We start from the raw sequence: 13,189 nt of genomic DNA, 5'->3' as shown, positions 1-13,189 counted from the left end.
GCTAAACCTCTATGGGGTAGGTATCAGAATCTTCAGGATCGTAAAATTCATTTATCCAAAAGATCGTATACAGTTCATTCTCGCCGGTATTTGTAATGTTGTGCGTATACCAAATCGGCATATCCACATAGCCGGGTTTTTCACCGGAAACTCGAAATGAAAGTACTTCATTAGTCCCAATTCGGCGCATATCTATTCTTGCTTCCCCTTTTATTACCGCAAACCTCTCTATTTTGCGAGTGTGAAAATGATTTCCCCTGGTGATTCCGGGTACCGTCGTTGAAAAACTGACCTGTCCTCCGGAGTTGAGCCGAATAGTTTCCACAAAGCTGCCCCTAGAATCCGAATGAAGGGTGTATTTAACCGGAAAGTGCTCTTTGTGGTCTAAATAACTTCTGAATGTATTAAACAGGTTTAGCTCAAACGTATCTTTCAGTTCGGGAATCACTCCTTTTTCAGCATAATTTGCCTTAAATCGCCTGAGATGAGCAAGCAGCTCAGATACCTTACATTCTGATGTGTGATTTACCTGAGAATACTCTGCCTCAGAACGTTCCGGACTGCGTATTCGATCAAGCATCTCTTCTACAAGCTCCCCTACATAAATCAAATTCATCATCGAATCCTGATGGATTTGAGGAGTTTTCCCGTGCGTAAGCTGATGAGAAAACGTTGCAACCACTGAATTGTAGTAAGGATCTCCAAAAGGGCCGAATACGTTCGGAATGATCAGGCCGTTAAAAATGGCGCTATGTTTTTCTGCCCATGCAGCAAGTTTTCTCCTCCCATCTCTTTTTGATTTCCCATAGAGATTATCTTTCTCTTCCTGGGAGGAAGATGAAAAAATTATCTGGGGAGCGGTTCCCGAGGTCTCTAAGGCGTCAATCAATGATTCTACAAGCTCAACATTGGTGTCGTAAATAACCTGTGGATCACCATGGCGATTCACCGCTGCGAGATGTACGATACAGTCGCATTCAGCAACAAATGATGCCAAAGCTTTCTCATTCTTAAACCACTCTTTTTCAAATGGGATTAATTTAAATTCATCCGGCAGTAACCTGATCGTATTTGCCAGATGTGTACCTATAAAACCAGATTGTCCGGTTATACCTACCTTCTTCATAGTGATTAAGGCTCCAAAATCGGTTCAAATTCTTCTTTCAGTACATCTTTCTGGATAATCCGAAGTTTCATTAGCAATTTTTTTGTCCCCTCCACATCCAGTCTATCCGTATTGTGGGACGTGTAATCTTCAACGTTAGAGATGTCTTCCTGCCCTTCTGTAAAAAATTTACCGTAATTCAGATCACGGGTATCAGCAGGAACCCGATAGTAGTTTTCCAGATTTTCTGCTTTAGCCATCTCTTCCCTGTTTACCAGCGTCTCATAAAGCTTTTCTCCATGACGAGTTCCAATTATTTTTACCTCACTGTTTGACTGATAAAGTTTCTGAAGTGCTTCGGCGAGTACGCCTATAGTACAAGCGGGCGACTTTTGGACAAAAATATCTCCACTGTTTCCATTTTTAAACGCGAAGAGAACCAGTTCAACAGCATCTTCAAGAGTCATCATAAAACGGGACATTTCCGGATCTGTAATTGTGATAGGCTTTCCCGATTTTATTTGCTTTACAAAAAGCGGAATCACAGATCCTCTTGAGGCCATTACATTCCCATAGCGGGTTCCACATAAAACGGTTCCATCTCCATTAAACGACCTTGACTTAGCAACCATCACTTTTTCGCTAAGTGCCTTCGACATCCCCATTGCATTAATTGGATAGACCGCCTTATCGGTACTTAAAACAACTACTTTTTTCACTCCATTAAGAACAGCACTGTCAATTACATTTTCACAGCCCAGTACATTGGTTCGTACCGCCTCTGTTGGGAAAAACTCACAGGATGGCACTTGTTTCAGCGCTGCAGCATGAAAAACGTAGTCAGTGCCTGACATTGCCATATCGATAGATCGCTTATTCCGCACATCACCGATAAAATATTTAATCTTATCATTATTGTAATGTTGTCGCATGTCATCCTGTTTCTTCTCATCCCTGCTGAAGATTCTAATTTCTCCGATGTTCGTATCCAGAAACCTTCGAAGCACAGCATTACCAAATGATCCGGTCCCCCCGGTTATTAAAAGCGTCTTCCCCTCAAACATAGTATCCTCTTTCTTGGAACCCTAAAGCCAAAAATTTTTGTCTAATATTAGTTCAACCATTTATGATAAATCAAAATCATTATATCATAAATGGTTTTGTAAAACCACACTTTTAAATAATTCTAATTTCTAAGAGCTCTTAACTTTCGTCTTCTAATATTTTCTGAAGTACGCTTCGGCTCTGTTCAACAGCATACTTAACATTTTTTTTCCGAATTTCACTGTATACTCCCTCTTTTACCCGATTCATTTCAACTTGACTCATATCAGCATACTTAGTGATAATATTCAAATAACCATTTCTATCAGAAAGTGAGAGATCGTGCCCCAGCCCTTTCTCCTCCAAATTTCTCCAGGGCGTTTGATCGCTGATTAGCACCGGCGTGCCTGACAATAGAGATTCAGAGATCGCATGTCCAAAATTTTCACCTAACGTTGGCAGAAAAAATAGATGATGTTTTTCAATTGTCTCAAAAACCTTATCGTGACGGACAGTCCCTCTGTAAATCGCCTTTACATTTTTCGGTAAGTTTTTTATTTCCTTTTTGACCTCTTCCCAGTAGTGCCTGTCGTCAATAACACCATACATATTCAATTCGACATCATGGCTGGATACTTTTGACAATATTTCTATTACGTACTTAAGATTTTTTTTCGGTGAAACTCTTGATAGAAAAGCAATCTTCAAGCTAGCGGGTTTTTTTTTAGGTAAGAATAGGGGCCGAATATTACTCGAAGGAAGATTGGGCAGCGTGTAGATTTTATCTTGGTTTATATCTAGAGCACTTATCAGATCATTCTTTTCCAAATCGTTTGTAACACCCCAGTATATATCATCAAACAGTACGCTTTTATTTATAAATTTTAAGAAAACCTGTTTTTTAAGGGATTTTATTGCCAGGGCGCCACTTGAGAACTCTCCTCTAGGAGATAACAAAACCGGCTTTTTTTTGAAAAGTCTATTTATTATTAGAGGAAAAATAGAATATTTGATATCAAAAAAACTATTCAGATATATCAAATCATATTTACCATCTCTAACAAGGTCTGCGAGTTTTTTCCAACTACCTTTACCCGAAAGATAAAATGTTTGGGATTTTCCATCACTTAACCAACAGTTAAACTCCTTGTTTTCAAAGGGTGATTCATCCCCAAGATCCCTGTCTGATGAAATCACCTTAAATTCATAATCATCAGACAGCCAATCAATCATATTAGATACTGACCTTATGGGACCGCCAGCCTTGTAGGCCGGAAGATAATATTTAGTAAAAACTAATATATTTTTTTTCATCTTACCCCAAATATGGACCTATAAATAAGATTACAATTCAACGTTGTTCTTATTCATCCATTCCTGCAGTACAAATAGCAGCCATAATTTAAGCCAATGAACGTTTGTCTTCTCTTCAAAAAAATCGGTCTTTAATCTTTCTACAGTTTCTCCATGGAAAAACTCATTTTCTTTTAATGTGTCAATATTACTGATTATATTTTCTCGCAATTCGTTTTTCATCCAGTGCTCCCAGGGTAAATTGAATCCCATTTTCTTTCTATACACAACTTCATCGGGAAGCAGATCCCCCAATGCATCTGTAAGCAATTTTTTAGGAGTTGATGGTACTTTAATACCATCAGATAATGAAAGAACATATTGGATCAAATCGTGATCTAAGAAAGGAACGCGAACTTCAAGCCCGGACGCCATACTCATCTGGTCCGTGTCTCTCAAAAGTGTGTTCACCATGTACGTTTGCATCTCTGCAATCGAAATTTTACTGATCAGTGCATTCGAGTTTAACATCGGATTCAAATATGTAACAATATCTTTTACCCGATTAGACTGATGATAATGGTTGTTTTTATTGATAAGATCTCCTAATTCTAAATCTGTAAAAATCTCCCTTGAAACAGGATATGAATGGGATATGTCAAAGTCTTCTTTTTCGAAAACACGTGCAGCCTTATTTAGAGCTCTATTGATTGATGATGCTTTTAAAAGATTTGAAAAAAACATCCTTGATGTATGAGGTAGATTTGCCAACAATCTGAATTTTTCAAGTTTTAAAGAGTGAGAAAACACCGGGTACCCACCAAATAATTCATCGCCTCCAAGCCCGGACAAAGCGACTGTTACCCCTGATTCTCTTGTCTTCTTAGAAACTATATATGTGTTTGGCCCATCACCGCTTGGATGGTCCATTGCATTGAGGGCCTCCGGAATAAGATCCAAAAAATTATCCGGTTTTAGCCGGATTTCAGTATGATCGGTTTTAAACTTTTCGGCAACCATGTTTGAGTACACAGCTTCATCAAACTCCCCTTCGTCAAAAGTAACAGAAAATGTTTTCACATTCCCGGGACTTACCTCGCTCATCAATCCTACAATAGCACTGGAATCGATCCCTCCTGAGAGAAATGCACCGATAGGTACATCCGCTATTAATCGTTTTTCTACTGACTCTAAAAGCAAATCTCTTACTTTCTTTTTTACCTGATCGTAGTTCCCCACAGGTCTTCCGGAGATAAACTTTTCTGCGTGCCAATATTGATTGATGTCTATATTATTTCTACTGATGGTCATGCTGTGCCCGGGCATCAGCATAAACAGATCTTCAACCATCGTATAAGGCGCATGAACCGTCTGATAGCGCAGATAATCTGCCACTGCATTTTTGTTTAACTTACGTGGTACACGGCCACTGTTCAGCAGTGCCCTCAGTTCAGATGAAAACAAAAAAAGACTGTCGCTCCTATAATAATAGAGTGGTTTGATTCCTATGCGGTCCCGGGCGATAAAAAGATTTCTCTCATCACTGTCCCAAATGGCGAAAGCGAACATTCCGTTAAATCGCTCAACACACTCTTTCCCCCATTTAATATATGAGGCTAAAATTACTTCCGTATCCGTTTTTGATTTAAACCTATAATCAGGTAGCTGTTCTTTTATCTCTTTATAATTATAGATTTCACCATTAAATACGATAGAGTAGCGTTTATCTCGACTGAGCATGGGTTGGTGTCCAGCCTCTGAGAGATCTAAAATTGATAAACGCTGATGCCCCAAACCAAGATCTCCATCCAGCAGTATTCCTGAGTCATCAGGGCCACGATGAGATATCGATTCATTCATAGCAAAGATCTGTTTGTGAAGCAGATCACTGTTATCTTCCCCTAAAATTCCGTTAATGCCACACATTAATCGATTACCTCTTGAATAGTATTATCATTTACTTAGTTCGTTTTACCCATCCTGTTTACTGTATAAAGTCATGAATCAATAAGATCAATTTGATTCTTACTCCAGGTTTCTGGAGTAATCAATGAAGCATATTCCACACTTTTTTTTCCCATTTGAGAAAGTTCAGAGTCTGACGTTAGAATAATTTTTTTCATAGCTTTTTTTAATTCCTTTGAGTTTCCTGAACTAAAGGTGAATCCATTTTCTTCATTTTTCAAGAATTTATGCGCAGATCCCACTTTATCACTACAAATCAAAGGAAATCCCGCCGCGGCAAATTCATGAACAACAACACCCCAGGGTTCAAAATGAGATGGAAGTATAAAAACACCGGTCTGTTTCGCAATCTCAGCGAGATCTTCCGGCTGTAAAAAGCCCAAATGTATAATTTTATGATGTGTGGGTTTTAGATTTTCAAGATCACCGGTTCCGCAACTCCATAACTCCCAATCCATATTCATTTCATTATTCAGCTCAATGAATGCTTTCCATAAATTTTTAATACCTTTCTTCTCAATGTAGCGCCCTACATAAAGAAATTTATGGGGAAATTGTCTCTCTTTATTTTCCTTAGAGTGCTTATAAATCTTGTTGAACTTATAAAAGTCTGCTGAATAGTACCCTTCTAAAATGTGTGTGTCATTAAACCCAAGCTTTTTGGCGTACACTCTTTGCGGTGCCCCTGCAACAAACATATGGGTGAAATATTTCTGAATTGTAAATGGGCTCAATATTTTTGCAATCTGCTGTTTAAACGATCCGGTCCAATGGTTATCCATTCCTCCCAAGACAGGAATTCTATTTTTAAACATTTTGCAAATCCTCAGGTAATCTTTATCCATCCACCCACAACAATAGATAAGATCCGGATCTATTTTCTTTGCTAAATCAACCATCTCTGAGCTACTCAGACGTCTTCTTTCATAGACCGTTACATTTTCGGGGAATTCAAACTGAAATGGAGCCTCACTATTTACAGGCCACCTGACAAGGTGAATTTCTACGTTAAAGTTCTTTTCCAGATGGCGAATACATGCAACAAAATAATCAGCAAGTTCAGAATAAAGGTATAAGAATTTTTTTTTATTCATCAATTTTGTCGTTTGCACAATAACCAAGTATTAAAAGGAGTGAAATATTCATAATCATTAAAATAGTCACGTGGTTTAAAGAGGAGGCCAGCCAAGACTCAAAAAAGCTGGAAAAAGCAATCACAACCGCGAATGGAAGTGCAATTGTACTTACCCTCGACGCCTTCAAAAAAAGTATAGCCCAGGCGCCAACAAAGGATGACAGCCCAATTAATCCTGTGTCCAGCCACATTGAAAGATATGCATTGTGTGTTCCACCCTGATGTCCCAATGCACTCAGCATATCATAAAATCTTCCAAAGATATACTCGTTATAGGCAAATCCATGCCCAAACCAAAAGCTATCTTGTATATGATACCATGCAAATTCGAAAGCAACTACTCGACCACCGGCAGCTTCCAAACTATCTATTCTGAGATGATCCTCAAGATTTAAGAAATAAACAATATCCGGCAAATAGGAAAAGATTAACTGATAAGAAAATCCTGCAATTATGACTGAAGAAAAGCCTAAAACCCTTGAATAATTAAACAGGTATATAAGAACGTAAAATAAGAGAAGAGAAAACAACCCGGTTCTTGATGCCGACATTAATAACGCAACAGCGGCTACTATCAAAAAAAAGTATCTTTCAGAATTAGTGAAAATGTCAGGCTTAAAGTGTCTCGTAATTTCCATGAAAACAGCTGACAACAGAATATAGGTGCTTAGCCCGTTCGGATTGCCAAAGATCCCCCTGAATCTTCCCGAAAGAGTAGTTAACTCCGAGTTAACGAGGTGAATAACAAATCCTGAAATAAGAATAACTATTATGAAATAAAATATTTGTTTGAGAAAATAATCACCAAATGTTTCATATAAGTGCATCACATATACAGGAACGATGAAAAGAATCAGGAAATAAGATAAGAGCTTCAGAAATGACAACTGCGGATCAACACTTATAAAAAGTGTACCCAAGCCAACCAAAAAAAATGGAAAAAAATAGTACGGAAGATTGATCTTTACTCGAATTCTTGAGTTTAGAACTAAAGGTACCAGCAACAGCACTATATAAATCTCTCTCAAAGGTTTTGCGAACTGAAGTGCCGGTTCCCTGCTATTAGCAATTGCAAGAACAAATAGAAATCCAAAGAAAAGTTCCAGGTACATCCCTTTTTGTAGCAAATACAGAACAGATAACGTAATGACCGGTATAGCAAGATTTCCTAATGCAATACCCACAGCCAGCCAAGTTACAGCCAGGAAATAAAAAAAGATGTTCTCTCTTAATGAGATTGAGAGCTGATTTATCATGAAACGGTATTTGCTCGTAATTCCTTTGAAAGATTTTAATGCTAAACATTTAATATGTGCATGTTTCAGCAAAGTTTGCATTAGATTGCATCAACAGGAGTTAAAAAACTAAAATTCTTTGTAATTGATGCTTTAATGATCCTGAGACAACATGTTGTGAATCGCCACAAGATTAATTGCTGCGACTTTTTCCCATGTGTAACGGCTTTTAATCAGTTTATAAGCTTTCGTCTTTTTTGGAGCAACACTTCAGAGTTTAAAGATGTCGCTTCTAAAAAAGACGTCGTTTAACTGATGCAAATTTCCTGCCTCCACAAGCCAGCCGTATTCGTCAGAAGCTGGGCACGACACAGCCCCTACATCGTTAGCAGATACGGCAACTCCGCGTGAAACCGCTTAAAGGATTTAAATGGGCATACCCTCTTACAGTCAACAATAGTTTTTTTTGTAAATTACTTTAGTGCACAAAAACATAAGTTGGGGATGTTTTAATTGAAAGCTTAATTAAATTTCATTAATAACATTAAGCCCAAAAATGCTGTGTTCGGGGTACGATTTTATTTCGATTTATAAGAGAATTATGAAACTAAATATAAAGGAAATATCTATTGCTAAAATCTTCAAATACCGATATCAGCGCTATTACGAGCAAAAATTTAAAATAAATGTCTTAAACAGATTATTTTTCGGCAAAATTGCACCTCAACATAAGGAGAGAATTTGGATCAAAACTTTAAATTGTACAAGAGCAACGTTGGTAAGAGAAGATAGATCATTTGGCAGAAATTATTCCGGAACTGTTCGAAGTGGCAACTGGGATCAGCGCACTGAAAATTTGTACAATCTCACGAAGATAAAAAGTTGTTTTGAACATTGGGTCAATGGCGTGCCTTGGAACAAAACCGAATCCTTTCAAGAAATTAAGGAGAGCTATGAATCCGGAGAAAACTATATTGATAACATAAGAACTTTAAATGATCTTCAAGCCAGATATCGAAAGCTTGACATTATCTTCAATGAGATAAAAGATGACGATTATCTCAAGACAAGTTCCAAACTTGGCTTTCCAGAAGATGGATTAGAACATAATGGAATTTACTTTCATATTGACAGAAATGGTAACCCAATTTTTGCACATGCAGGAAATCACCGGTTAGCAATAGCACTCATTCTTGAAATACCCTATATACCGGCACAGGTTGGAATAGTACACCCCGATGGGTTAAAGCATTATGGTAAATTGAAAGATAAATCTTTTGATTCTAACACTACCAGTTGAGCAGTTTAAAACTTTCTTTATTACACTATTTATAACTTTAAGCAAGAATGAATCTTTAAGAAATTATTTTGAATTCAATAACTCTTTGATAACATTTAAATTTCTTTTTGCCACTTTTTCCCATGTATACCGGCATTTAATCAATTCGTGAGCATTCTTTTTTTTCTCTATTAAATCATCCGACTTGATTAAAATTGCTTTCCGGAATACCTCGTTCAGTTCACCTACGTCACCCGCCTCCATCAGCCAGCCTGTTTTGTCAGAAACCAGGCAGGAGACAGCTCCTACATCCGTTGCTGCCACGGCAAGACCACGAGACATCGCCTCAAGAATGACAGTAGGCATTCCTTCTGAGTAACTTGGACAGAAAAGTACATCGCTCCGATCCAAAATCTCTATAATACGCTCTTCTTCGTAAACCGCTCCATGGTAGGTTACCGCTGGGTGCGAAACCTGTTTGTTATCTGGTATTGGGCCAATAAACTCAAAAGTAAAATCAGCATCTTTATTCTTTTGAATCACATTGTTAAGAAGTTCAATTCCTTTACGCTTCTCATACCTGCCCACGAAAACAAACCGCCGGGTTCCCGTTGTTGAAAAATTAGGATTGTCCAGCCAATTGCCTTCAATTCCAATGGATGTCTCAACGATATGATCTTTTCCTGTTACCCGATTTAAAAGTTCTGTTAGCTTTCCACCGAGAGAGTAGACAACATCCGCATTTTTCAAACAATACTTAGCGGGTGGCCGAAGCAGGAGTTTTTTCAGGTGAGATCTAAATCCGTCGGATGGCTGATACATTTCCACTCCATGAAAGTTTACGCCGATGGGTGGACGGTTATTCTTTCTTTTTTTTAGTAGCGCCCAGGCGGTATAACCTTGTGAGTATATATAGTCGTAGTCGGTAAGCGTACCTTCAGTTTTCTGCAAAATATTTTCTGAATACCGATAACTATCATAAACATAGTGGCCGGGAAAGTAGCGGGCCCTGGGAAAGTCCACTTCAATAAATGAAATGTGTTTCATCTCTATGTCAGTAAGAAAATTCTCTGCCCTTTTCTCCGGATTTTTTTTTTGCCTGGGAATGATGATATCTATGTCCACACCAAGCCGTGCTAAAAACTTCCCCAGGTAGTAGGAGTGCTTTTGCATACCGCCTATGGTGTAGGGGTAAATGCCGTCTGTAAATATGAGGATTTTCATGCAAGCTATGCTAACATTTTTATTAATATTTTATACTTTTCCGTATTTATTTTTGATTTTTTAGTGAAATAATTTTTTGCCAATTGTTGATTTTTATCTTTCTTTTTTTGGGTTAATGTATCAAGTTTAAAATCTAATTCATCCAATTTTTTCACTGCATATCCGCATTTATTAATTCGAACAAAATCCGAATAGTCACCAATACTTTCACTAATAACTATTGATAAACCTGCTAATAAGTATTCTGCAAACTTGGTTGGAGCCGCAACTCGATTAGTAATACTTTCTTCTCTTATTAATAAACCATAATCACACACCGATAAATAGTCGTATACTTCATCAGGTTCTACCCATCGCCTGGCCACTTGTCTGGGAAATTCTCGAGTCAATTTTTCTATTGTTTCATGATTCTTACTTAAAAAAAGAATCCCACTATGGCTATTATTTCTAAGCATCTTTTCAAGAAAACTATTCAGCAAATCAAATGACTGCCATTCAGCTAACGAACCTGAATAAACCATCAGAATATCACTGTTCGAAAATCCTAAATCTTTTTTTGCCCTTACACACTTTTCATTAGAAAACGCTTTTGTTGTGTCATTTGCTTTTACCGTACAAGGAATGATAACGTGGTCATCTCCTTGATAAGAGTAATTTTTTTTCCAGTATCGAACCAATTGCGTTGAAACCGCAATCCTGAAATCTGAACCGAGAACAGCTTTTTTTTCTAAATAGGAATATAATTCAGTGTTTGTTTTTTCTTTATTCAGATACTCTGTTTGTTCAGCTGCATAGGCACCCCTGCCATCCATACATACTATTTTTGCCCATCCAATTTTTTTCATATAGAGAACCAGTACTGTGGCTTTTACATTTCTACAGATAAATTTTTTTTCTTTCAGGAAAATTGAAAGAATTACCAGAATTGGTAAGTTTAGTTTCCATGTAGACGCCTTAGGTAGCATCGGTATGACAATAGAGTACGTATAATTTTCTTTTATCTTTTTGCGGTTCGCAAAAAAATTTCTGATTGAAACAAAAGAAATAAGGCGAATATTTACATCTGTTAATTGATTTAAATATTCACACACCTCTATTACTTGGCTTTGATAAACGCCAGAATAACCTTCCCCAAAGGTAAAGTAAGTCATAATTTTTTATCCATTTTCATAAATATGCTCTCTGCCTAATACAGGCTATTTAAAATTTTGTACAGCTCCATCCAATTTTCATTTGGCGAAATAATCAGACCAAATCAGGTCTATATCCTACAGAGCCTGACAGGCCTTTTTCCTGAATTTCCCACACTGTTTTCTTCTGTTTTCTCAGTGCCTCCCATAATCAATAGCAATACCTAACAATCCCGCTTTTCAAAGGCATAAATCATATCTCTTATATGGGTGTCATAACCTGAAAGGCTTTTAGAGTTTAATCCGAGATACGGTGAGAAATTGAGAATTTTCAAATTATTTCAATATTTATCAAAATAGATTGATAAATTCACAATTTTTGGAAAGGTCTTAGCAAAACCAATAAAAAATGACTTCCTGATCGAAAGTGGATTCAGATGCTTTAACCCACATCGTAGATACCATATAGGATTTCTATGATATATTAGTATCAGAAATTTTCCGAATTTTCTTGGATTCTATCACAATTACTTGCGATATCCTGATAAATATCATTCAATTTATTGTAATGAGCTGGTATAGAAAACTGTTCTACAATTTTTGTTCTGTTTCTCTTTAGATAATACCAAGCCATAATTTCTTCCATGTAAATTGAATACGTATCAACATCTTTTTCCTTAGTAAGTAATCCGTGCACTCGATGCTCAATTATTTCGGGTATTCCGGCATGGACTGTGGATATTACTGGAAGTTCCATCGCCATTGCTTCAATAATAGCGTTCGGCATGCCCTCAGTGTCACCATTTTTGGCCGTTACACTATGATGAAGAAAACAGTCGGCGCTTTCTAACCATTCTTGCGCTTCTTCATGATTCACCCATCCTGGAAAATGAACTTTATCAGTGATATTTAGTTTTTTTGTGAACTCTTTAATTTCTTTTAGCAGAGGGCCCCCTCCTGCCAACACAAGTTCAACATTTTTTCTATTATTTTTCTCTAAAAATTTAGCAAATGCTTTTACTGTGTAAAGATGTCCTTTTTTTTCCCTGAACGATGAAATCTGCAAAAACCGATATACACTTTTTTCATGATATCTCTTTCGGGAAAACTGATTCGTATTAATTCCATAGAATAAGATATCTGAATTATTGTCAGTGATCTGAACACCTGCATTTTTCAGGTTATTTCGCAGATATTCTGAACAAAAGATCGCCTTTCTCGGATATTTTCCGTTAAAGAAATGTCTCAACTCTCGAATGTAAACTGAACTTTCTTTCAATTCTGATGACGCATCATAGCCATGAAAACTTACGACTGTTGGGATTTCCAAAAACTTCTTTTCGAGATTTTTAAAGAAAACCATCGACTCATTACCAAAATGTCCGTGAATTAGATCAGGTTTAAATTCAGCCACTAAATTATTGATCTTTCTCTTAAAGATAAGATTATAGTGAAGTGCTTTTATATCGTATTTATAGAGCAGCCATTTAACCTTTTTAATGATACGGTTATTTCTCAAGGGGACTGTTATAACGTTTGAAAACGGATATTTCTCTTCATCTCCCCTTTCACAGCATACCACCAATACATTGTGATGTCTTGATAACTCTAAAATTTCATTATAGATAAATGTTGTGGTAATACTTCCAAACTTTTGTACAAATATCAGAACTTTCATAATCGGTCGACTAAATAGAGAATCTTCATGCAAAATTTCTTAATAGTTGCTTAATCATTTTAATCCGTTTTCACTGTTTGCAAAACTCTTGAATCTGCAAC

At 37.0% G+C, this 13,189-nt stretch carries 10 protein-coding genes; 1 reads left to right on the top strand and 9 read right to left on the bottom strand.

Annotated elements, in window-relative coordinates; translation table 11 throughout:
- Position 1 precedes the first annotated feature (1 nt).
- The 6 genes from AABW11_RS01780 to AABW11_RS01755 all read right to left on the bottom strand — a co-directional run bounded on the left by AABW11_RS01780 (position 2) and on the right by AABW11_RS01755 (position 7,798).
- On the bottom strand, positions 2-1,126 hold the full coding sequence (locus AABW11_RS01780; protein ID WP_340102826.1) for a polysaccharide biosynthesis C-terminal domain-containing protein: 1,125 nt from the start codon (positions 1,124-1,126) through the stop codon (positions 2-4).
- Between the two features lie 5 nt (positions 1,127-1,131).
- Positions 1,132-2,169 (bottom strand): polysaccharide biosynthesis protein, encoded by a 1,038-nt coding sequence (locus AABW11_RS01775; protein ID WP_340102824.1) that lies wholly within the window; start codon positions 2,167-2,169, stop codon positions 1,132-1,134.
- Positions 2,170-2,308: 139 nt separating this feature from the next.
- Positions 2,309-3,463: a glycosyltransferase family 4 protein gene (locus tag AABW11_RS01770; protein WP_340102822.1), complete on the bottom strand. Its 1,155-nt coding sequence runs from the start codon at positions 3,461-3,463 to the stop codon at positions 2,309-2,311.
- Between the two features lie 30 nt (positions 3,464-3,493).
- A complete protein-coding gene (asnB, locus tag AABW11_RS01765) occupies positions 3,494-5,368 on the bottom strand; it encodes an asparagine synthase (glutamine-hydrolyzing) (RefSeq protein ID WP_340102820.1) in 1,875 nt (624 codons plus the stop codon).
- A gap of 71 nt (positions 5,369-5,439) precedes the next feature.
- The gene (locus AABW11_RS01760; protein WP_340102818.1) at positions 5,440-6,501 is read right to left on the bottom strand and encodes a glycosyltransferase family 4 protein; all 1,062 of its coding nucleotides are present in this window, start codon (positions 6,499-6,501) and stop codon (positions 5,440-5,442) included.
- Entirely contained in the window at positions 6,494-7,798 is a 1,305-nt protein-coding gene (locus tag AABW11_RS01755) for an O-antigen ligase family protein (RefSeq protein ID WP_340102816.1), read from the bottom strand. Before AABW11_RS01755 ends, AABW11_RS01760 begins: the two co-directional genes overlap by 8 nt.
- 580 nt (positions 7,799-8,378) lie before the next feature.
- Here AABW11_RS01755 and AABW11_RS01750 point away from each other — a divergent pair.
- Positions 8,379-9,077, top strand: coding sequence for a hypothetical protein (locus AABW11_RS01750; RefSeq protein ID WP_340102815.1), 699 nt, complete (start codon positions 8,379-8,381; stop codon positions 9,075-9,077).
- Between the two features lie 63 nt (positions 9,078-9,140).
- Here AABW11_RS01750 and AABW11_RS01745 read toward each other — a convergent pair whose 3' ends face one another.
- The 3 genes from AABW11_RS01745 to AABW11_RS01735 form a co-directional block, all read right to left on the bottom strand.
- Positions 9,141-10,280 (bottom strand): glycosyltransferase family 4 protein, encoded by a 1,140-nt coding sequence (locus tag AABW11_RS01745; protein ID WP_340102813.1) that lies wholly within the window; start codon positions 10,278-10,280, stop codon positions 9,141-9,143.
- Between the two features lie 5 nt (positions 10,281-10,285).
- On the bottom strand, positions 10,286-11,431 hold the full coding sequence (locus AABW11_RS01740; RefSeq protein ID WP_340102812.1) for a hypothetical protein: 1,146 nt from the start codon (positions 11,429-11,431) through the stop codon (positions 10,286-10,288).
- A gap of 469 nt (positions 11,432-11,900) precedes the next feature.
- The gene (locus AABW11_RS01735) at positions 11,901-13,088 is read right to left on the bottom strand and encodes a glycosyltransferase family 4 protein (protein WP_340102811.1); all 1,188 of its coding nucleotides are present in this window, start codon (positions 13,086-13,088) and stop codon (positions 11,901-11,903) included.
- Between the last annotated feature and the right edge of the window lie 101 nt (positions 13,089-13,189).

The sequence above is a fragment of the Rhodohalobacter sp. 8-1 genome (genome assembly GCF_038150125.1).
Classification (GTDB): Bacteria; Bacteroidota; Rhodothermia; order Balneolales; family Balneolaceae; genus SW132.
Note: the sequence above shows the minus strand (reverse complement) of the source record. Positions and strands in the feature narration are given on the sequence as shown.